This window comes from Lysinibacillus sp. BSL11 (assembly GCF_052928325.1).
In genome coordinates, this window is record NZ_JAVGCX010000001.1 from 459,722 (window position 1) to 482,419 (window position 22,698).

21 protein-coding genes and 1 pseudogene are annotated in these 22,698 nt (G+C 36.5%); 9 read left to right on the plus strand and 13 right to left on the minus strand.

The window, feature by feature from the left end; all coding sequences use genetic code 11:
* Positions 1-545: 545 nt before the first annotated feature.
* Together tig and RCJ95_RS02305 are read right to left on the minus strand one after the other, a co-directional pair.
* Positions 546-1,835 carry a trigger factor gene (gene tig, locus RCJ95_RS02300; protein WP_221680897.1) on the minus strand — a complete coding sequence of 430 codons (1,290 nt, stop codon included), beginning with the start codon at positions 1,833-1,835 and terminating at the stop codon, positions 546-548.
* 118 nt (positions 1,836-1,953) lie between these two features.
* The gene (locus RCJ95_RS02305) at positions 1,954-2,937 is read right to left on the minus strand and encodes a hypothetical protein (protein ID WP_313150598.1); all 984 of its coding nucleotides are present in this window, start codon (positions 2,935-2,937) and stop codon (positions 1,954-1,956) included.
* Between the two features lie 215 nt (positions 2,938-3,152).
* On the opposite strand from RCJ95_RS02305, the gene RCJ95_RS02310 reads away from it, so the two are divergent.
* The 7 genes from RCJ95_RS02310 (at position 3,153) to RCJ95_RS02340 (ending at position 10,428) form a co-directional block, all read left to right on the plus strand.
* Positions 3,153-3,617, plus strand: coding sequence for a hypothetical protein (locus RCJ95_RS02310; RefSeq protein WP_066036516.1), 465 nt, complete (start codon positions 3,153-3,155; stop codon positions 3,615-3,617).
* 241 nt (positions 3,618-3,858) lie between these two features.
* Positions 3,859-4,701 (plus strand): DUF2785 domain-containing protein, encoded by an 843-nt coding sequence (locus RCJ95_RS02315; RefSeq protein WP_446721845.1) that lies wholly within the window; start codon positions 3,859-3,861, stop codon positions 4,699-4,701.
* A gap of 826 nt (positions 4,702-5,527) precedes the next feature.
* Positions 5,528-6,433 carry a cytochrome aa3 quinol oxidase subunit II gene (gene qoxA / locus RCJ95_RS02320; protein ID WP_221680900.1) on the plus strand — a complete coding sequence of 302 codons (906 nt, stop codon included), beginning with the start codon at positions 5,528-5,530 and terminating at the stop codon, positions 6,431-6,433.
* A gap of 61 nt (positions 6,434-6,494) precedes the next feature.
* Positions 6,495-8,438: a cytochrome aa3 quinol oxidase subunit I gene (qoxB, locus tag RCJ95_RS02325; RefSeq protein WP_221680901.1), complete on the plus strand. Its 1,944-nt coding sequence runs from the start codon at positions 6,495-6,497 to the stop codon at positions 8,436-8,438.
* A 1-nt stretch (position 8,439) separates the two neighbouring features.
* A complete protein-coding gene (qoxC, locus tag RCJ95_RS02330; RefSeq protein ID WP_004226587.1) occupies positions 8,440-9,039 on the plus strand; it encodes a cytochrome aa3 quinol oxidase subunit III in 600 nt (199 codons plus the stop codon).
* Complete coding sequence (qoxD, locus tag RCJ95_RS02335) at positions 9,039-9,323, plus strand: cytochrome aa3 quinol oxidase subunit IV (protein ID WP_004226585.1); 285 nt, start codon at positions 9,039-9,041, stop codon at positions 9,321-9,323. The genes qoxC and qoxD overlap by 1 nt, the downstream gene beginning before the upstream one ends.
* A 247-nt stretch (positions 9,324-9,570) precedes the next feature.
* Entirely contained in the window at positions 9,571-10,428 is an 858-nt protein-coding gene (locus tag RCJ95_RS02340; RefSeq protein WP_255601140.1) for a DUF6612 family protein, read from the plus strand.
* A gap of 60 nt (positions 10,429-10,488) precedes the next feature.
* On the opposite strand, the gene RCJ95_RS02345 is transcribed toward RCJ95_RS02340, so the two are convergent.
* From RCJ95_RS02345 to RCJ95_RS02395, 11 genes and pseudogenes are all read right to left on the minus strand, one after another.
* Positions 10,489-10,908 (minus strand): universal stress protein, encoded by a 420-nt coding sequence (locus RCJ95_RS02345; RefSeq protein WP_221680903.1) that lies wholly within the window; start codon positions 10,906-10,908, stop codon positions 10,489-10,491.
* Between the two features lie 50 nt (positions 10,909-10,958).
* A complete protein-coding gene (locus RCJ95_RS02350; RefSeq protein ID WP_446721846.1) occupies positions 10,959-12,035 on the minus strand; it encodes a PQQ-dependent sugar dehydrogenase in 1,077 nt (358 codons plus the stop codon).
* Positions 12,036-12,079: 44 nt separating this feature from the next.
* A complete protein-coding gene (locus RCJ95_RS02355; RefSeq protein WP_004226572.1) occupies positions 12,080-12,241 on the minus strand; it encodes a hypothetical protein in 162 nt (53 codons plus the stop codon).
* 151 nt (positions 12,242-12,392) lie between these two features.
* On the minus strand, positions 12,393-12,809 hold the full coding sequence (locus RCJ95_RS02360) for a YugN family protein (RefSeq protein WP_202341304.1): 417 nt from the start codon (positions 12,807-12,809) through the stop codon (positions 12,393-12,395).
* 136 nt (positions 12,810-12,945) lie between these two features.
* Complete coding sequence (locus tag RCJ95_RS02365) at positions 12,946-13,899, minus strand: alpha/beta hydrolase (RefSeq protein ID WP_221680905.1); 954 nt, start codon at positions 13,897-13,899, stop codon at positions 12,946-12,948.
* 29 nt (positions 13,900-13,928) lie between these two features.
* A pseudogene (locus RCJ95_RS02370) lies at positions 13,929-14,656 on the minus strand (SDR family NAD(P)-dependent oxidoreductase).
* 412 nt (positions 14,657-15,068) lie between these two features.
* Complete coding sequence (locus RCJ95_RS02375; RefSeq protein WP_257520279.1) at positions 15,069-15,266, minus strand: hypothetical protein; 198 nt, start codon at positions 15,264-15,266, stop codon at positions 15,069-15,071.
* 116 nt (positions 15,267-15,382) lie between these two features.
* A complete protein-coding gene (locus tag RCJ95_RS02380) occupies positions 15,383-15,844 on the minus strand; it encodes an SAM-dependent methyltransferase (RefSeq protein ID WP_446721847.1) in 462 nt (153 codons plus the stop codon).
* A gap of 91 nt (positions 15,845-15,935) precedes the next feature.
* Positions 15,936-17,126: a Ger(x)C family spore germination protein gene (locus RCJ95_RS02385; protein ID WP_257520281.1), complete on the minus strand. Its 1,191-nt coding sequence runs from the start codon at positions 17,124-17,126 to the stop codon at positions 15,936-15,938.
* Positions 17,123-18,220 (minus strand): spore germination protein, encoded by a 1,098-nt coding sequence (locus tag RCJ95_RS02390; RefSeq protein ID WP_221680909.1) that lies wholly within the window; start codon positions 18,218-18,220, stop codon positions 17,123-17,125. The genes RCJ95_RS02385 and RCJ95_RS02390 overlap by 4 nt, the downstream gene beginning before the upstream one ends.
* Positions 18,221-18,241: 21 nt before the next feature.
* Positions 18,242-19,909: a spore germination protein gene (locus tag RCJ95_RS02395; RefSeq protein WP_257520282.1), complete on the minus strand. Its 1,668-nt coding sequence runs from the start codon at positions 19,907-19,909 to the stop codon at positions 18,242-18,244.
* Between the two features lie 223 nt (positions 19,910-20,132).
* On the opposite strand from RCJ95_RS02395, the gene RCJ95_RS02400 reads away from it, so the two are divergent.
* On the plus strand, positions 20,133-21,137 hold the full coding sequence (locus RCJ95_RS02400; protein WP_221680911.1) for a nucleoid-associated protein: 1,005 nt from the start codon (positions 20,133-20,135) through the stop codon (positions 21,135-21,137).
* A 287-nt stretch (positions 21,138-21,424) separates the two neighbouring features.
* A complete protein-coding gene (locus tag RCJ95_RS02405) occupies positions 21,425-22,552 on the plus strand; it encodes a hypothetical protein (protein WP_312128310.1) in 1,128 nt (375 codons plus the stop codon).
* Positions 22,553-22,698 lie beyond the last annotated feature (146 nt).

The window sequence follows — 22,698 nt, forward strand, 5'->3', positions numbered from 1 at the left end:
TCTTTCGAAGCATGCTATAGGAACCTACTTACTTCGCCACCTTATACTGCTATAAAGTTACATTTATTCACTTCCGACACACTACAAACTACTGAATCTCTATTTATAAATCTACTACATTCATCAACCAAGGGTATATCACTCAAAAAATAAATTTTATTTAGTTAGAACCTTTCTGAATGAAGTTAAGTTTAGCATCGAATCAATTTCGCCTTGACTCTAATAGCGCTAGGACTTCAATCAAAATCCTTGACGCCTGCCAGCAGGCACTATCTTCATCCAGTCGTGGTTTAAACACACACTAAAAGGTTAAAAGGTTTACAGCTCGCCATCTATGTGAGATGGGAGTTTTTTGTACCTGACATTATACTTTGGATACAAAAACATCTGCTGAATGAAGATAAAAACTAAAACAATACTATGTATAAGTGAAGTATAAAGTGAATTAATGTTAAGGGGACTGATTTCTAAGAGTTTATGTGATAAAACAAGGCACGGATGAATGCCGTACCTTGTTTTTTTGGGCTATCTAATTACACAAAATCTTATTCAGTAATTTTAGCGTTTTCTACTAAAAATTCAACTGTTTTTTGGATTTTGATGTCGTTTTCAAGTACTGCTGTTCCACCTAAAGCACTTGTGATTTGATCTTTAGTCATGTTAAATTGAGCAGCCATTTTTTCTAATTCTGCTTCAATATCAGCTTCAGATGCTTCAATTTTTTCTGCTTCAGCAATTGCTTCAAGTGTTAATGATACACGCACACGGCTTTCAGCTTCTTCTTTCATTTGGCCACGTAAGTCTTCTTCTGATTGACCAGAGAATTGGTAGTAAAGGTCTAGGTTCATACCTTGCATTTGTAAACGTTGACCAAATTCTTGTAACATACGATCAGTTTCAGAGTTGATCATACCTGCTGGTACTTCAAAATCAGCATTTTCAGCTGCTTTTTCTACAAGCTCATCACGAAGAGCTGCATCTGATTCTGTTTCCTTTTGAGCTGCAGTTTGTTCTTTAATTTTAGCGCGTAAAGCTTCAACGCTTTCAACTTCTGGATCTAATTCTTTTGCAAATTCATCATTTAACTCAGGAAGAACTTTTGTTTTAACTTCTTTCACTGTTACTTTGAAAGTAGCTTCTTTACCAGCTAATTCAGCTGCATGATATTCTTCTGGGAATGTAACAACAACATCTTTAGATTCGCCAGCTTTAACACCAACTAGTTGCTCTTCAAAACCTGGAATAAATGAACCTGAACCGATTTCTAGTGGATAGTCTTCACCTTTACCACCTTCAAAAGCTTCTTCACCAACGAAACCTTCGAAGTCGATCACAGCTGTATCACCTTCTACGATTGCTTCGTCTTCTTTGATTTCAAGCTCTGCTTTACGAGCTAATTGATCTTGAATTTGTGCATCTACTTCTTCATCCGTTACTTCTACTGGAAGTTTAGATACTTCTAGACCTTTATAGTCTCCTAGCTTTGGTTCCGGTTTCACTGTTACTTGTGCAGTGAATGTGAAATCTTGGCCGTGTACAAAGTTTTCTGTACCAGCGATTTCTGGGTAATCAACTGGCATAATTCCAGCTTCATCAATTGCTTTTGCATAAGATTCAGGAACGATGATTTCTAATGCATCTTGGTATAGAGATTCAATACCAAAACGTTGTTCAAACATTTTACGAGGCATTTTACCTTTACGGAAACCTGGTACGTTAATTTGTTTTACAACTTTTTTGAACGCTTGGTCCATTGCTGCGTCGATTTCTGCAGCAGGTACTTCGATTGTAAGAGTACCGATATTACCTTCTTGTTTTTCCCATTTTGCTGACATGTATAAATACCTCCAAATAAATAATCAAGTTTAGATGTTAGACAATTCATTCGTAACTACGATTTTGACAACCATTTTAGTATAACATAGATGTGTATAGTTTCAACTTATTTCATACCTAATGTAGTTCTGTTAACTTTTCTAACATTTGTAAAAAGTCAATGATTTCATAGTCCATTTCTTGTACATTTCCAAGCATCGCTAAGACAAAATCAATATAACTATAGGCAACATCATCTGCTTCGAACGGGTGCCATTCAAATGGATACGTTACAATCGCATGCTTTGCCATTAAATATTGTACCATTTCTAACGTTGATGGGTCTTGTTCTAGCTTCAATTCTAGTATATTTTTTATTTCTCCATACTGCGGTAGCTGGTTAGGCAATACTAATTCAGTAGGATTAACAATTTTGGTTTGATTAAATTTGGCCACTGTAACATTGATAGCTACTTCTTGTTCTACTAATAATATGAGTGCTAGACTTTGGACAAACGGATGGATCGTGGAACATTCAATAATCTCTTTCAATGGCTCTTTTAGTTGTCTTACATTTGTATCCATCAGTCGATGTAAGCGAATGGATTGCTCATTTGGACTAAGTGCCCCAAATTTCTCAAGGTCATATTCCTGTTCTTCTATTAACCGTTGTGCATTTTCTTTTTTTTCTAGATTCTTAGACACTTCACTATTCAAATTTTTTAAACGTTCAAATTTTTCAATTTGATCCTGAGGCAAAACATTTTCTTCAAGTAGGGTTGTAATTAATGACTCTACTTGATGGTATTCTTTTAACTGCATGCATACGGTAATGTACAATTCCATGATTTCTACATAAAATGACGTACCCATTGAAAATAATTGCTCACAAACATTCTTAGTCTTGCTATAGTCCTTTAATTCATACAAGGCAAAAGCATAGGCACTAAGAGCAAGTTCATCTCCAGCTTCGTACACAAATGCCTTTTCAAAACTCGCCACCGCTTTTTCATACTGAAAATTTTCAGCAAACATATGTCCTTCACGTATTAAAGTTTGGACAGCGCCCGGAAAAACAACAACATTGTCATGTTTAATGACATGACGCTTTCTTTTTGTCATTTTTCTCACCTCTTTGTTCTAATTTTTCATTTCTGCTATTTACTAAAAAATCCACAAGTTTCTTGTTTTTAACAAAAAATTATTGCTTTTGCATTCATATTTTGTAATAAATTGTATTATAATTAGAATAGTCTAAAATTTATCACAATTCGCAGACACTCCCCCTTTGTTGTCTGCATCAAGAAAATCAAGTTCTTACACAAGGAGTGGAATCCATGCAATTACTTGATACAATTACAGAGTTTGATCATTGTATCTCATCTACATTCGAGGCATTATCGATTAAAGTCATTTCAATTTCTACAACGGACGGCCCTTTTCAAGATAAGCCGATAGAATTTGAACTTTTAACACGCACCAAAATTGATGTCTTCACACAAGAAGCCAGCACCTATATTTTAAAAATCCAAGGGTGTATTCCTGGATCTATTGCACTTGGTCATCAAAATGAGTCTCTTTCCATTATTCCTCAAAAAGTAAACATTGAATGTAACTACAAGCTGTTACATGTTGATAAAAAAGATATGCAGCAGATTTTACAGCATCCTGAACCAAATCGTCACTATAGTGAATGGCTCATTGATGCAATCAAAAATGCCAATATTCTTGTCGAGTTAAAGACAAATCAACACACGCTCACTGAATGGCCAATTGGCATTAAATCAGCAGTCATTATTTAGCTAGACAAAGACATACTTAAATAGGTATGTCTTTTTTATTGTTCACATTTTAGTTTTACCATTTAATTGCGTTTCTATCATAACAACTTTCTATAGTTTCTGGAAATAATATTGTAAAAATTATGTTTTAAAGAGGACATTCTAACTGTGCTTATTTAAAATGAAGGTTTCAAATTTATCCCTTCGAAATGAGATGGCGCTATAATATATAGTACAAAAATAAGTTGGGGGCTTTTTTAACATGGATATTAAAGAAACATTACAGTCTTTTTCAACAATGACACTGTCTGAGCGTCAGACATTTATGTTCCAGCATAGTGATTGGCTATTACAGGAGATGTTAACCCATATTGGCTCAGTTGATGCCGAATTACGAGACCACCTCATTTATCGCACCTTTGTTGATTTACTAAGTGATAATTTATTGAGTTCTCAACAACTTCAATATTTGTTTGATACAGTTACAGGTGAGGATTTTTTATATTTACATATCGGAGATAAAACAGAGGATAGTGTCTTTACTCGTTCGTTTTCCGCTTTACTAGTTGCAGGTCTTCTTGCAAAGGACGCTGAATTACTCGTTTTAAGAGAGGAAGACCTAGAAGTGTTCTTCAAAAAAATTGGCCGTTATTTGTTATTAGAACAGGATACGAGAGGATATGTTCAGGAAAAAGGTTGGGCACACAGTATTGCACATGGTGCAGATTTAGCTACAACAACAATAAAACATCCAAAATTCGATTTACAGTATGCACCATCCATTTTACATGCATTAAAACTTGTCACTTGGAAAGAAACAGTCTTTGTTAACGATGAAGAGGAACGTTTAATTAATATAGTGGATGCGTTATTACTTCGGAATTACTCAGAGGAAGCACTGATCGAATTTGTTGAGCAGGCTTTTGATAAATTCGAAATGCATTTAATGACACAAGGTTATAATGAGCTCTTCTTTAGTGGCAGAACTTGTACCTTAAACTTTATGAAAACACTGTATTTTTCTTTGAAAATGAATAATAAAGCTCCACAGCTTCAAAATACGATTTATGGACAAGTAGCCAAATGGCTGAAGCTTGGTAATTGACAGGTAATTTTAAAAATGCTGAATTACACCGCTTAATTCTTGATAACATAATTTTTTTCTAAAATACTAGCAAACTAAGAACGGTCTTAGTTTGCTTTTTACTTTTCAGATAAAACAAATGAAGTAAAAATATGGATATTAAAGAAAAACAGTTATTATATTAACATAATTAATATTTCACTCCATTTATTCCCTCCTTACTCATTCCTTTCATTGAAAATTCAACCTATTGTTTCCATAAAACGTCATTGCATCTACTCCTTTTTTGGATAAAAGGCAAATAAAAAATCCCAATAGGACTGGTATGACAATGATTTTATTACAAAACAGCGTCTAAAATGTGAAATACCATTTTTCACATTTTAAATTATTTACTTAGGTAAACATCAGGAATGCAGTATTTTCAACGTTTCCACAGTGTTTAATAAATAAAACCTATAAATACCAATACTAAAATAACGATTTTTGTTCAAAAAATGTTCAAATTCAATACCGCTATACTATCATTTTCATAACAAAATTATGTTTTTTCTTAAAAACAGGGCGTATAATCCAATGTGCAAACAACGAGAGAATGTGGCAATCGTAGTTAACCAAGTACGTATTTAAACGATTGTGCACATCATTGATTTTGCTAACGCTTGCATCAGATCAATCAACACTAGATATTATGTTTCATATTGAACCATGCCATTGTAATTTCTTATGTTGTTGATTGATACGCCAAGATAAAAGAGGTGACCTCAGTATCAACTATTTGTAAATGTGACACTGACAAAAAACACATGAATTTTATGAATAGCCGTTCTATAGAAAGGAGTCAAACATGAAGAAAAAATTAAGTTTAATGTTAGTAGCATTGAGTGCGATTGCTCTTCTTGCTGGATGTGAACCATTAACAGTGTTCAATCCAAAAGGACCTAATGCTGAAACATTATCAAACACAATTATCTTATCCATTATTACAATGGCCTTTATATTGCTAGTCGTGTATGTGCTTTTGGCTTTTATGCTTACAAAATATCGTGCATCAAAAGCTGCTGCAGATTATGAGCCTCCTCATGAAGAAGGAAGCCATCTGCTTGAAATTACATGGACAGTAATTCCAATTATTATCGTAGCATTTTTAGCTGTTGTAACAGTAAGAACAACATCTACAGTAGAAGCTCAACCAGCAGGTTATGACGATAAGGAGCCTTTAGTGATTTATGCATCATCATCAAACTGGAAATGGCATTTTAGTTATCCAGAAGAAGGTGTTGAAACAGTTAACTATGTAAACATTCCGGTGGATCGTCCAATCGAATTTAAGCTTTACTCATTTGGTCCAATTACAAGTTTCTGGATTCCTCAATTAGCAGGTCAAAAATATGCTATGAGTGATATGTTAACAACAATTCACCTTGCAGCAGATGAAGTTGGTTCATTTATGGGACGTAACTCCAACTTTAATGGACGTGGCTTTGCAGAAATGGAATTTGAAGCACAATCTATGACACAAGAAGACTTCGATAAATGGGTTGCTGATGTTAAAGCGAAAGAGGCACCATTAACAGAAGAAAAATTTGATGAGCTTTTAGAGGCAGAACATGTTGGTCGCCAAAGCTTCTCATCTACACACTTAGACTTTAGACCAGCTCCAATGGAACATGGTAAACACATGAATATGGATGAAATGGATCATGGAGATATGTCTGAAGAAGACATGAATAATGAACATTCTGGTCATTAATTTGATTTTAACGTTGAACGAATCGAGACATTAATTTTTAATTCTGAAAGGAGCGCATCCAATGAGTATGGAAGAATTATTCCATCCAATGCAAGAACCGATGATTTTAGCGGCAGCTATTAGTATCGTAGTTGGTGCAGTGGTTATCGTAGCAGGCCTTACTTATTTCAAAAAATGGGGCTATTTCTACAAAAACTGGCTATCAACTGTTGACCATAAAAAAATCGGGATTATGTATATCGCAGTAGCTTTATTAATGCTATTCCGCGGTGGTATCGATGCACTATTAATGCGTGCACAAACAGCCGTTCCAGATAACGGACTTCTTGATGCACAACACTATAATGAAATTTTCACAACACACGGTTTATTAATGATTCTATTTATGGCGATGCCATTTGTTATCGGCTTAATGAACATTGTCATTCCACTTCAAATCGGTGCACGTGACGTTGCTTTCCCACGTCTAAATGCTGTCAGCTTCTGGTTATTTGCAGCAGGTGCTGGTTTATTAAACTTATCATTCATTATCGGTGGTTCACCAGACGCTGGTTGGACAGCCTACTTCCCTCTTGCAAGTACGGAATTTAGTCCGACTGTAGGGAATAACTATTATTCTTTAGCCCTTCAATTATCAGGTATTGGTACTTTAATGACAGGTGTTAACTTTATCACGACGATCATTAAAATGCGTGCCCCTGGTATGACATTAATGAAAATGCCAATGTTTTCTTGGTCTATTTTAATTACAAACATTATTATCGTATTCGCGTTCCCAGTATTAACTGTAGCGCTTGCTCTGATGATGTTTGACCGTCAATTCGGCACAAAATTCTTTGCGATGCAAGACGGTGGTATGGATATGCTTTGGGCCAACCTTTTCTGGGTTTGGGGACATCCTGAGGTTTATATCGTTATCCTACCTGCTTTTGGTATTTTCTCAGAAATCATTGCAACATTCGCACGTAAAAACTTATACGGTTACAAATCAATGGTGATGAGTATGGTGGTCATTTCCCTACTATCATTCGTAGTTTGGGCCCATCACTTCTATACAATGGGTCATGGTGTAATGGTAAACAGTGTTTTCTCTATTACAACAATGGCAATCGCAGTTCCTACTGGGGTTAAAATATTTAACTGGCTACTCACAATGAGGCACGGGAAAATTCAATTTACAACACCGATGCTTTATGCACTTGGCTTCATTCCTATCTTCACAATTGGTGGGGTTACAGGGGTAATGCTAGCGATGGCAAGTGCTGACTACCAATATCATAATACGATGTTCTTAGTTGCCCACTTCCACTATGTATTAATTCCAGGTACAGTATTTGGTGTCCTTGCAGGTTACCACTACTGGTGGCCAAAAATGTTCGGTTTCCGTCTAAATGAAAAATTAGGGAAAGCTGGTTTCTGGTTCATTGCCATCAGCTTCAACGTAACATTCTTCCCATTATTCATTTTAGGTTTAGATGGATATGCTCGTCGTATGTACACTTATTCTGAGTCTACTGGTTATGGTCCATTGAACATGTTATCGTTCGTCGGTGCTCTAGGACTTGCAGTCGGTTTTGCTTTAATCGTCTACAATATTTACTACAGCTGGAAGCATATGCCTCGCAATGAAAAGGCAGATGTTTGGGATGGTCGTACACTTGAGTGGGCTACTCATTCTCCAGTACCAGAATATAACTTTGCCGTAGTGCCTACCGTTACTCGCTTAGATGAGTATTGGTTCGCGAAAAAAGAAGGTCGCGATATTACTGCAGGTACAATCGAAAAAATTCACATGCCAAATAATACAGGCACACCATTCTGGATGAGTGGATTCTTCTTCCTTGCAGCATTCTTCGCTGTATTCAATATGTGGGTGCCAGCCATCATTAGTATGCTTGGTGTATTTGGCTTCATGATCCATCGTTCTTTTGAAAAAGACCATGGTCGTTATATTTCAGTTGAGGAAGTTATGGCAACTGAGAAAAGCTTGAGAGGTGATAAATAATATGAAAATCGATTCTTCACTTCCATTAGAATATAGTACAGAGGAAAATCGCCTAAAAATCTTTGGTTTCTGGATTTTCCTTGGCGCCGAGATCGTGTTATTTGCCACATTGTTTACTGTGTATTTCACACTTCACACACGGACAGGTAGTGGCCCGAATGGTGCTGAAATCTTTGAGTTAACTCCTGTTCTATGGGAAACATTCTTATTATTAACAAGTAGTTTCACAATTGGTCTTGGTGTTCATGCAATGCGTATCGGTCGTAAAAAAGCGATGATGACATTCTTTATCATCACTCTACTACTAGGCCTTGGCTTCTTAGCCATTGAAATTGATGAATTTGTCACATATGTACACGAAGGTGCGACGATCCAAACAAGCGCATTCTTATCGTCCTTAATGACTTTACTTGGAACGCACGGTGCCCACGTAACATTCGGTTTCTTCTGGGGCGTAGCTATTTTAATCCAAGTAGCAAAACGTGGCTTAAACCCACAAACGGCTAATAAAGCGTTTATCTTCTCACTGTACTGGCATTTCCTAGACGTTGTTTGGATTTTCATCTTCAGCTTCGTCTACTTGAAAGGACTGATTAGCTGATGAAGGAATTATTCCCAAAACAACATGTGATGGGCTTCGGCTTCTCACTATTACTAACAATCGTAGCTTTAGCCGTTGTTAAATTTGATATGTCTCTTAATATGGCATTTGGAATTTTACTAGTAACGGCTCTTGCACAGGCAACTGTACAATTAGTATTATTCATGCATATCGGTGAATCTGAAGATAAAAAAACGTTATATACAACCATTTTATACTCAGTATTCGTAGGTGTTGTGACAATCATTGGTACATTATTTGCTATGATCTGGGGTTATAATTGATCCATTACACTACGGTGTAAGCAAAAGGCTGTCTGAACTTATCGTCCTTGTATGATAAGTTCGTGACAGCTTTTTTGTTTTATCCCTATTCATTTGGTAATTATCACGTTTACCACTTACAAAAGTAGGAATAATGTTATTTTTTTAATAAAAAAATAGTTCTTTTCTAACAATTTATGAAACTTTTCCTTTTCTAGTGCGTATAGTAGTAGATAGTGTTTTTTACCAAGAATAGGAGATGAAAGTAATGAAGAAAATTTTTAAAGTATTAGCAGTCGGAACACTAGCGTTGACACTTGCCGCTTGTAATTCAAGCGCTACGCCTACGAAAGACACAACTAATAAAAGCAAACTCACTTTAGAACAAGTGTATGACAAGGCAGTAGATCGCCAGGCTGATATTCAAAGTGCAAGTGCTAAAATGGATATGACACAGGTGACAAAGGTTGGGTCTGGTGAAGAAGCAATGGAGTTTTCAATCGACTCCAAAATGGAGATGGATATCATCGTTGATCCACTTGCAATGCATTTATCAGGATCTATGACAATGCCTGATATGATGAATGAAAGTGAAGAAACAATGGACATGCCAATTGAAATGTATATGAAAAAAGATGCAGGCTTATTTATGAAGGATTCGACAACAGACAGCTGGTTAAAGCTCCCTGATGAGAACTTTGATGCCATATTAGATCAAACGGCGGCTTCTGCTGATGCGAAGGAACAGCTAGAACAATTGAAAAAATTCATTAAGGACTTTACATTTGAACAAACGGATGATGAATATGTCCTTACATTAGATGCAAAAGGCGATAAATTCAAAGAGCTAATCGATTCTGAGATTAATAAGTCTATCCAAGAAATGGGTCTAGAAGAAAACCCAATGGATCAACTATCAATTGAAAAAATTAACTACGTGCTACACATCGATAAAGAGACTTTCGATACGAACAAAATGGATATGAATTTTGACTTAAAAATGGCCGTAGAAGGTGACGAATTGTTAATGAATACAAAATCAGTCGTTACGTATACGGAATTTAATCATCTAAAAACAATTGATATACCTCAAAGCATTATTGATAACGCTCAAACAATCCAATAATAAAAGAACCTGCTTGTCGACTAGCACAAGCAGGTTCTTTTACTCTAAACTATTTAACCACTAACGAACAATCAACACATCACAAAGCGCATGACGTACGACTTTCTCTGCCACAGAGCCTAACATCATTTTTTCCATACGATTTAACCCAGTTGCACCACAAACAATTAAATCAACCTGAGGTAATTGTGTTAAAATACCTTTTGGTGAACCTGTTTCTACAATGGATTCAACCTCTTTGACTCCTGTCTGTAACGCCTCTTTTTCTAGCTTTTCCATTTTAAGAATGTTTTCCTTCTTCAATTGCTCGGCATATTTTAAGTCATATGCTGAAACTGCTCCAAACGATTTTGTATCAATGACATTCACCAATTGCAAAATAGCATTGTGTTCCTTTGCTAATTGACTAGCTCTATCCAATGCTTTTAATGATTGTTCTGAGAAATCAATTGCTACTGCGATCTTAAGATAGTTTGCCATGTTTGTCCTCCCCATTCTTCCTACCATTCCATGTTTTCTCAAATATTATATCACAATGGCGTTCGATATAGTTTATCATCCTGAGGTTGTAGATTTCCACGACCATCTGTATTATTGCTAATAAAATAAAGAAACTTTTCATCCACAAAGACATCACGAATTCTACCAAATTCTGATAGTAATTCATTGTGTATGTTCTTATTTATATCAAAAGCTAGGACTGCTGTACCTCTTAGGGCAGCGACATATAATTGATCATTTACAATAGCAATGCCTGATGGAGCCCATGTGGTAGAAGCACCGGATGTAAAAAGAGGTGTTATCATCCCCTGCTCTTTCTCCATTCCTTCAATAAGAGGCCAGCCATAATTCTTCCCCTTCTCAATGATATTAATTTCGTCATTTGCTGCATTGCCATGTTCACTGGCATACATCGTACCATCAGTAGACCATGTTAAGCCTTGTGGATTTCGGTGTCCATAGCTGTATATATAGGATTGAGGAAAAGGGTTATCATTCGGTATGGAGCCATCCAAATTGATGCGCAAAATTTTTCCTTCTAAAGCCTTCACGTCCTGTGCTAAAGAAGGTTGTGTTGCATCTCCTACCGTTGCATACAGCTTTCCGTCAGGACCTATTTTCAATCGTCCACCATGATGATATGTACCACTCTTTATTCGATCCATAATAAGATCCTGTTCGATCCATTTATTATCGCTAAACGTTAACGTAACAATACGATTAAATTGTTCCTCTTCCTCGACATACGTATAATACGCATAGGCAACTTGACTGGTAGGAAAATTAGGTGCTAATACAAATCCCAACATACCCGCTTCTGGCGCAGTTGATAGCTCCTTTTTCAGGATAATCTGCTGCCTATCAACGCTCCCTTCCGCAATTTTTACAATACTGCCTGGCCTTTCTGCTATATAAAAGACATCTCCAATTTTTTGAATCGACCAAGGTGTCTGCAATTGATCTGCTAGTATTTCAACAGAGGAATTCATACCATCTATCGCGTGATTTCCCTCACTCTCTAACCTTTTATTGGTATTATTCTTCGTTGACGTACAAGCAACACATAGAATCATTGTTAGCAGTAATAAAGGCATGTAACGTCCCATGATTAATCATCCTCTCTTTTGTGAAAAATAGAAAGAGACGCCACCTAGACGCCTCTCTTACTTTTTATACTTTCAAGCAGGATTATTTCACCAAATGTTCTTGTTTTTTCTAACACCTCTAGAAAGGCTTCTTTACGATGGATGAGTCGTTCTTGGTGCAATTTCTGATAGGAATGCTGAAAATCATCTATAGCTATTTTATCCATAAACTCACCTCATATAGTAGTACATGCTAATACCATTATAATGTTGGAAAATTCTTACGACAATTCTATTTGTATTTTTGATTACATGTTCCCAAAATAACAAGGAGAAAAGACATATAATTTCTTGCAGCAGCCATTTAAATTTATCTAGCTAATGAATGAAAAATGGAAGTACTTTTTCTTCCACAGCTTGTTCACCTGCTTGAATCCATCTACTTTTATCATGAATGTATCCATCTTTATCAAGCGGGGTTTGAAATTGGCTAACACCAGTTGCATCTAGTAAGGAGCCCTCATCATAATCTAGACCAATATTCTCAACATGCTTAATGACAAATGGCTTTTGAAAACGAATTTGAGCATCTTCATTATCAAGCTCTCCTGATGTGACGATAAAAGGGACACGTAAATAAATAGTTTCTCCTGCCTCTTTCCATAATACCGAGTCAAAGCTACCTTTATAGTACTCCCAATTCCCGCCAATCGTGAAACCCCGATCGGCAATTTTATCTCGTAAATAGCCAAACCCTATCTCTTTTCCAACAATTTTTGATTCAAATTGTAACATTTTACATTCTCCTCCTTTCACTCGATAAAAGTTTAACCTAAAAGACGCTATTACAAACTAGCTAAAAGATCATTTTGTTTAACAAAAAAATCCCGAAACCTGAGTAAATTATGGTTTCGAGATTTTCGTAAATTTTTTATAAAGGCACTGAAATATTTCGATGTAACACATATTTAGCAGCTTCTACATACTCTTTGACAGCTCTTTGACTGACTGCAGCTGTAGGAACAATACTCTCAAAACCATGATAGCAGCCTGGGTATAAGTGGAATTCAACATCTACTCCAGCCTGACATAGCTTGGTTACATATTGCAAAGTCTCATCACGAAACGGATCAAGTTGACCAACACATGTATAAGTAAATGGTAAACCTGATAAATCATCCGCTCTAGCTGCTGCGGCATATGGTGATACATTGTCGCTACCATTTTCGCCATTCAAATACATTTCCCATCCCTTTTGATTGAGTGAGTGGTTCCAGATCATATGTCCCGTAATTTCTAATGAAGATGGGGTATTATTGCGATCATCAATCATTGGATAGAGCGGCATTTGGAAACTAAGCTTCGGATAATTTCGATCACGCGTAAGTAATGCAAGTGCAGCTGTGAGTCCACCACCAGCGCTTGCTCCAGCAATCCCTAAACGGGTAGGATCTATCCCTAATTCACTCGCATGATCTGCTACCCATTTTAACGCTGCATAGCAATCTTCAAGAGGAGCAGGATAAGGATGTTCAGGTGCAAGCCGATAGTCTACAGATACCACAACACAATTCGCTTCATTGACAAAGCGCTGACAAAGCACATCATCTCCCTCTGGTGCTCCCAAGACATAGCCACCACCATGAATCCATAGCAGGCCTGGGTATATTTCCTTTTGCTCTTTTGACTTATAAATACGAAGACGAAGAGAATGATTATCATCAGGCCCTTGAATGACTTTATTTTCTACTATAATGTGCTCTTCTATTGGAGTGGGTACAGCAACGGCTGCCATTCCTTCTCTTGTAGCTTGTACATTATCCAAATCTAATGAGGGAAAAATTGCTAACGTTTCTTTTAGTTCTGAATCAATACGATGTTCCATTAAAATCCTTCCTCTCTTATTTAAATGTTTTACGATGTTAAACCGCCATCAATTGTGACGACAGCGCCATTCACATAAGAAGCTTCCTGCGAAATTAAGAAAGCGATTACATTTGCGATTTCAGTTGGGTCTGCCAATCTACGTAATGGTCCATTTTCTTCTGGACTCGATGCCAATCCTTTTGTCATGTTTGTCCTCACGCCACCAGGACAAATTGCATTCACTCGAATACCTTTAGGTCCATATTCCATGGCTGCCGTTTTAGTTAATCCAATTACACCTTGCTTACTTGCCGCATAGCCACCTAGATAGGGCTGTCCCTGTATACCGGCTGCTGAGGATGTATTCACAATGACACCTGATTGCTGTTGCTCCATTTCTTTTAATAATTTAAGCCGAGAAATGCCCCTTTAAGATTGACTGAGATTACTCTATCAAACGTCTTCTCTTCTAAATCCCCCAGTAGTGTTGGTGGGCTTAATACACCTGCATTATTGATAAAAGCATCAATCCTGCCAAATGTTTCTTTTGCAGCGTCCACATATTTTTTGACATCATGGCTTTGTGAAACATCTGCTTGGACAAAAATTGCTTGTTGGTGATGCTCCTTAACAGCATGTAGTGTGTCTTGTCCACTTTTTTCATCAAAATCCACTAAAACTAATGCATTTCCCTTAGTGGCAAGCAATTTTGCAGTCTCTCTTCCAATACCACTTCCAGCACCTGTAATAATGACTACTTGTTGCCCCATATTGATATATGCTCCCCTCTCACAAACTATGATAGTATTTTAATTTCATTAACTTAAAGCCTTCATAATTGTTTTGAACCACCTCATTACAATGTTTTGTGTAATAATCAAATCCTCCTAGATAGATTAAAAAACTTCGAGGTTTGCCCTCAATATTGGCCCCGTATACCAAGAATCACCTTTGACGTAGAGTGTTGCATTAGCAACCTCTCGACAATGTATGCTCCAAGCTTCCTCTGCTTCTATAGTTGGTTCCACAAGGTTAATGTCATGCTCATGCAAGTAATTGGATGCACTCGGCAATCCATTCGACATGCTGCTCAATAGCAATCGGCATGTTGACAAGGACAGAAGGGCTTTCTGGTCCCGTAATCATAAATAAATTAGGAAAACCTGCTGCTGTGAGTCCAAGATAGATTTAAACAGCTGCCCCATCCTTCCATTTCTCTTTTAATGACACGCCCTTCCTTCCTCGGATATCAATCTTAAACAATGGCCCTGTCATGCCATCATAGCCTGTCGCAAAAATGATGATTTCTAAATCAAAATGGTTATCCGCCGTTTGAATACCTTCTCCTGTTATTTTTTGAATAGGTGATTCTTTAACATCAACCAATAAAACATTCTCCCTATTATAGGTTTCAAAATAATCGCTATCTAAAACCTGTCTTAGGGGAGCACGCTACTCCCCTTTTTTAGAAATCCACAATTTTCTTCGCTTTAACAACTTTCTTACCCCCAGTAGGCCTTCATTAAATCTATTGACCACGCTGGCTGTTTAACATCCTCTTTAGGTAAAAATTCTTTCATTACAGGCTTTATATCTAGTATAGGTGTGCCATCTATGGCGTCTAGCCCTTTAACGATTAATCCTCTCGATTTGACCTCTAACAATGCAACAATTGTACTTCCTAATTTATTAGGTCTATTCTTACCTCTTTGTGCAAAAATGCCGACCTCAGGATAATCATGATTATTTCTCGGATGTCTTGACTCATATTGAATTTGATCGTCTGTAACCTTATCAAAATAAAAAATAATTTCTAGATGAGAAAAATCTTCTATTCCTTTTAAGGACGCCTCTTGGATATGATCAGCAAGTTCAATAGTTGAAATAATCTCTCCCCAATGATCATATTTTATCATTTGCCGATTGTTACGAACGGTAGCGATTGATTGAATAGTATATTGCATGTCTTTTATCCCCCATCTTTTCGAATATCTACTATATGTCCTTTCATTCCAGTATAGACTAAATGGACAGAAAAAAAGATGATTAACGATGTTAATCACCTGACGTGCCATAATCCTTAATGGAAACATTCACTTCACATGTAATAGGAACCTCACTAAACGTTTGATCCCATTCTTTTTTTCTTTTTTGCCATACTTTCGGGTAATCGATTCTTAGTTTATTACCAAACCCAGAAACATCTGTTTGAAATTCATGTTGCGTTTTATCTAGTGCTTTCCTCACTAATCGTTCTATCTCTTTTTCAAATACTTTCTCTGCTTTTTTCAAAAATTGATTGTCAAATGCTTTATCGGAGAGAACCCAATGTTCAGCAATTCTTCCCTCTGATTGAATTTTTATCGTAAAGGAGATTTGATCGCCTTTTACATGTGGAATAATTTTACTTTTAGCTGAAATAATTTCATACACAATGGGTGCTCCTGACTCCTCATCAAAGCCTTTGACAAGTCCACCTTTCGCATCGCCAGACATCCATGCAATTCCTTCTAAGTCACTCTCATTTAAAAATCCTCGTAGCTTTTTGGTTTTTCCTTCAATGATAGCAGCGCCTGCAAATTTTACTTCTCCATTTTCCGTACTCACATTTTGCAATAAAAAGCTAGAGTCTGAATAAAGCTTCCCCTCTAGTTTGGCTACGGTCATCGGAGGCAAAATTTTAGTCGTCCTTTCATGTCCCTCCATCATTTCTACTAATTGAAAGGCAGGAATTTTAGTTGGTTCATTTGTTTCCAGTGCCTGACTTGCCTGATCCTGAGCAATAAAGAGCAGTCCACTCGGCCGTATTTCTAATTCTCTTAGAAAAAAATCCAACGTTTGCTGGAGATTCATAGTACTAGCTAATTCCTCACCAATAATAATTACTTTGGAATGTTCAGCAAAGGAACGTTTATCAACCTTTAATAGCATATTTCGTAAAGTTGGTAACACCGCATCACCTGTCTCAGAAACATTTTTATACGCTTTTTCTGGCAATGCTCCCTCTTTTGCTCCAGAAACCGTTGTCTCTGACGTAACAAATTGATTAGTAATTGTTAGCAGCAGTCTGTTTGCATACCTAGCATCTTGTTGCTCTTCAGAGGAAACATCACCCGTTTCTAAATCCAATGATGTACCTACAATAAGGCCTAAATCCTCAATCTCTTTACTACTCCAACATCCAGTAAGAAGTAAGGTTACCGTCGCAACTAGAAGTAAATGTACACAACAATGTATTCGCTTCATGCTTTCTTTCCTTTCAATTTCGAAATAAGGAGTAAGGTTATCGGTACTAAACCAAATAAAATTAATGCAGCATGACCAATCTTATCGCCAAATGTAAAAAGATCATTAATATTTTTAGGTGTCATCGCAATAATGTAGATAATTGGCAGTAATCCATATAAGAAAGGATGCATATTTTTCTTAAACAGATGGGCTAAGCCTAAAGTGGCGGCATAATAAGTAATCGTAAAGGTAGCAAAGATTTGCATAATCCAAATTACAAGAAGAAATGACTCAAAGCGTTCAAAAATTAAACCAGGGATTTCAAAACTTCGCATTAATTCAATCGTTGGCCAAGTCCTTGTCATAACACCTTCAATAGATAGAGCACCAATGACCATCACAACTGTGATGACATAAAAGAGCAAAGGTATGGCTATACCCGCCAGTACAACCTTTACGGCTTTTGATTTATCAGATGGGTACATAAATGCCACAAGTAGTAGCATAATTTCAGGCCCTAAAAATGCCAGGGTCGCTGTTTTTATTCCCTTTAACATCGGAACAACGCCCAGACCGAGTACTGGTCTCAAATTATCAATTTCAAAAATCCCTAAGCTTAAAAAAGCCACAAGTAAAAAAATAACAAAGGTAATAGGAAAAATGATTTCAAATAAGCGTGCGATTGTATTGATGCCACCGCTTATTAAGTAAAGCCCAACCCATAAAAAGGGCAAAATAATCGCCCAAGTGGGGGTCCCTTCTAATAAGAAGAGAGAGGTTACTTCAGCCATGATGCGAACTTCAAAGGCAGAAATGGTAAAAAAGTAGGCAATTACACACGCACTTATAAACCAGCCTAACCACTTCCCTATGATATCTTGATTATATTGATAAAATGTTTTGTCAGGGTATTGTTGGCTTAGCTTCACAATGATTACACCTGCAATCATTGCAACGACACCACCTAAAAATACACTAATCCAAACATCTGGCGTTTTTACTTTTTCAACAGATGCACGAGGTAAAGTAAGAATCCCAGTGGCAAGAATATAGTTAATAATAATAACAACTGCTTGTGACGTCGTTATTTTATCTTTCATACTGCTGTTCATGGCTGTTTTGCTCCCTTTCTCTTATTCCCCTTTGCGGACCGAATCTTTTGGCTTTAACAATTTAGGACGATGCTTCATCATCTTTAACGGCATTCGTACCATAAAATCTTTCCAATCACCTGCTCGATACGGAATAGTTGGGCTCAAATATGATACACCGAAGCTCTTTAGCTTTACTAAATGACTGCAAAGGAATAAGAAAAATAGAATGATGCCATATAGTCCAAATAAAGCTGCGGAAAACATCGCGACAAAACGTAACATTCTTAGCGTGATACCAGCATTATATTGAGGGATAGCAAAAGAGGAAATTGCTGTTAATGCAACCACAATGACCATGATTGGACTAACAATTCCTGCCTGTACGGCGGCTTCTCCAATAACAAGCCCCCCAACGATCCCCATTGTCGGACCAATCGGCTTCGGTAGACGAAGTCCTGCTTCTCGTAATATCTCAATAGCGACTTCCATAATGAGGGCTTCAATCAAAGCTGGGAACGGTACTCCCTGCCTTGTTGCCATCATGGACAGCGCTAGTTTAGTGGGAATTAAACCTTGATGAAAAGATACAAAAGCAATGTACAGGGATGGGCCAAATAAAGAGATGCCTGCAGCAAAATAGCGAAGCAAGCGAATAAGAGAGCTCGACAACCAACGTTCATAGTAATCTTCTGGTGATTGCAGTAGCATATTAAACGTGACTGGCACAATTAATACAAAGGGCGTTCCATCTAAAAGAATTGCGACTCGTCCCTCTAGTAACGCAGCAATAACCCGATCAGGACGTTCGGTACTCTGCACTTGCGAAAATGGACTGAGGTAATTATCCTCCATCAATTGCTCAATATATCCCGATTCAGCAACATCATCCAAATGGATTGTTTCAATTCGTTCCTTCACCTCTTTGACGAGATTAGGCTGCACAATTTCATCTATATAGGCTAAAACCAACTCTTTTTTCGTACGTTCGCCTACTTCCATCTCAATAATCGATAAATTTCGATTCTCACCATGCTGCCTTAATAAAGAGGTATTCACACTTAATTTTTCTGTGAAGCCCACCCTTGGTCCACGTACCATTGCTTCAGAAACAGGCTCCTCAAGATTTCGAGTTTTGCCATGTGCCGTGCCAATGATAAATACATTCTGTATGCCATCCACAATTAATACAGTGGAACCAGTTAATACTTTGCCAACAGCTTTCATGACTTTCGATTCCTCTAGCAGATCGCTCACTGGTAGGATTTCATTTCTAATTGATTGTTGTAGTTCATGACCTCTTAAAACAGACGACTTTCCTGTATGTCCATTCATTAATGATTTCAAAATATGTTTGTCAATTAATTCTTTATCGCATAATCCCTTAAGAAAAACGATTGCTGCACGATTATCCGTATTTCCTATTTGAAATTCTCTAAAATGAATATCCCAATTATGGCCAAGTTCTTTCCTCATTTGTAAAAGATCTTTATTATAATCCCCTGTAAATTGCTCTAACGTTTTTTGAACAGGGATGTGTACCCTCTCACCTTGTTCACTTTTTTCTTTCATCTCAATTTTGCCATTGCTCTTATTAATAAATAAAAAAACATGAAACAATTTATAAATTAAATATGGAATAAAAAATGCTAAAAAGCCTTGTAAAAAAACTTGCCAATGTGGCATGTAGGAAATCACCTTTTCCCACATATTGATCACCCTCTTTAGTACACTTGTACAGAGTATCTCTACATGTTTTTATCTTTATCTAAGCAGCAGTATTTTAAACTTCCAATCCTCAACATTCTTTCATAACAAGACACTAACATTCGGTGATCATAAAAAACCAGCCTCAAATGAGTACTGGTACTTATAAAAGCAATCTTTAGCTTATGGTATACTAGCTACTATGAAAAATTAGAAGGTGAAATTTATGCTAGAAGTCAGTGAAAGTAAATTAGCACAATATAGTCTGCATTTTTTGAGTGAGACGCTTATTTTAGGAGAAGAAGTTTTTACACAACCTGAGGTCATGTTAGAAGCAGCCTTTACACAGCTCGCTTTTAGTAAAATTGATTTGGAACAGCAATATGAATTTTTCCATGAAAGCACTATTACACTCAATGAAGTTTTTACGTATTCGAGAGCTATTTTCGAACAGGGAAGTAACTTCCTAGAACATTCACAAAATATTGCCAAGCACTTACATAGTGTGTCACAGCATCCTAACATTAAAAGCGGAGAACTGTTTATTGGCCTCTTTGAAAATTGTTTACTATTAAATGAGGCAAAAAAGATTATCGCTATTGTCAAAATTGATGAAAAAGAAATGTTTTTAGATGTGAAAAATGAACACAATCAAATGATCGTGAACGGCGTGGATGGCATTAACGTTAAGAAAATTAATAATATGGCTATTATTGTTGATATGGGACAGGATCAATCTCCTGCTGTTTATATTAAAACAAAACGTAAGGAAGATATTGTTTATTGGCAAGAACGATTTTTAAAAATTAAGGCAGCGGATGAGCATTATTATAAAACCAATTTAGCATTAACAGAATGCAAAAAATTCATTTTAAAGGAAGAAAATTATACAAGCACAGAAAAACTTGGGCTCTTGAATAAAACACTGGATTACTTTAGAAATGAAGAGGAATTTCAGGTAAATCATTATATTGAAACTGTTTTTGAGCAAGCGGACACTACTCAAAAAGATATCATCATTAATTCGGTCAAACCCTATGAGACTGTCATTTCTGATAGTGCGCTAGAAAAGGCTGAAAAGAAATACAAACGTAAAATCAAACTGGATTCCAATATTGAAATCCAAGTAAATATTCAACATATCGACCAAATAGATGAATTAATTGAAGTTGGCTATGATGAGGCAACAAATCGCAAATTCTATAAAATCTATTTTCAGGATGAGCAGTAGAAGAGCTTGGATTAAACGGATGCGTCTGCAAGCTATCTTACGAGATTAAACATTAGAATGACAGCGTCTCTCCTAAAATCTTCAATTAGGAGAAAAGAGCTTAAAATAGTATAAGCTGCAATAATGGCTATTTTCCAAAGACTTCAGATACTAAAACAGTGAGTCCTTATCATGAATCCTCCACTCTTTAATTTCTTGAAATTTTTTTCAAAAAGTTAAAACTTTTTCAATTGGTAAAGCGTCTAATAATTGGTAACAGAAGTTAACCCAAAGGAGAATTGATAAATATGAAAAAACCTGCTAAAAAAACATGGCTATTAGCTTCAGCATTAACACTTGGGATGGCTGTTTTAACACCGCTTCAAGCTGGTGCAACAGCTGTTGAAACAACAAATAGTGTAACAATTCAAATAGAACAAAAAATAACAGGTACCATTAAATATTTTGATGGCGGCAGCATTACCCTTAAAGGAACAGATGGAAAGAACTATTACATTGGTTTGCACAATTTCTCTGATAAGCAAATCGAGCAATTAAAGCTAGCGGAGGGGCAGGAAATTTTAGTTGAGGGTAGTATTGTGAAAGATTACTCAGATTTCTATACCTTTGACGTGTATAAAAAAAGCTTACCTAAAGAAGTAACAAAAGAAGAATTAGTCCAACTAGAAAAACTTTTTTCTGACATGAAAAAGGCTGAAAAAGAAGAGAATTATGAGGAAATGGAACGAATCTATGAGGCGATGGATAACATCACAAGACCTTATGAATTAGCAAATTGGCAGCCTGAGCCATTTGAAGAGTTTATCAATGAAGCTGCATTCGCTGAGAAAAATATCGTTATCAAAGCGCAAGATAAAGAACAGCTGAAAACACTTTATAGTAACTGGATTAAGTATGTAAAAGAAAATAAAACGGATGAGGCATCAGAAAACATTGATAAAATTTTTACAATTCTTGAACCTTATTACCAAGAATTATATCCACCATTAACTTTTGAAGAGTACATGGCAGATATGAACGTAGATGTAACAAAAGAGGAACTTGCAAAACTTAAAACGCTCTATGAAGAGGCACAAAAAGCTGAAAAAGATAAAGACGAAGAGTTGGCCATGAAGAAATGGGATCAATTCTATGAAATACTTCGCCCACACTTTAAACCTGTTCCCTTCGAGGAATATATGACAGATATCGAATTCAGCATTAGTAATGCGGATTACGCAAAATTAAAACAACACTATGAAGAAGCAGTTGCCCTTGAACAAAAGGGTGAAGATGATAAAGCAGGCGAGCAATGGGAAGCCTTCTACAAAATTTTAGATCCTTACTACGAAGCGAATAGAGAAATTCTCATCTCAGCATCTAAATTAACATTTAACGGCCAAGATTTTATTCCAGAGCCAGAACAAACTAAATAAAATTTCAAGGGCCCTCCTATTGGTTTTAGGAGTGGCCCTTTTTGAAGTGACAATTTTGTCATGTTATCCCTGAAATAGTCATGTTAATCGATGGTTTACCCTTATTTTTCTTGTTACAGTAAATCATGGTCACAAGCACATTACGA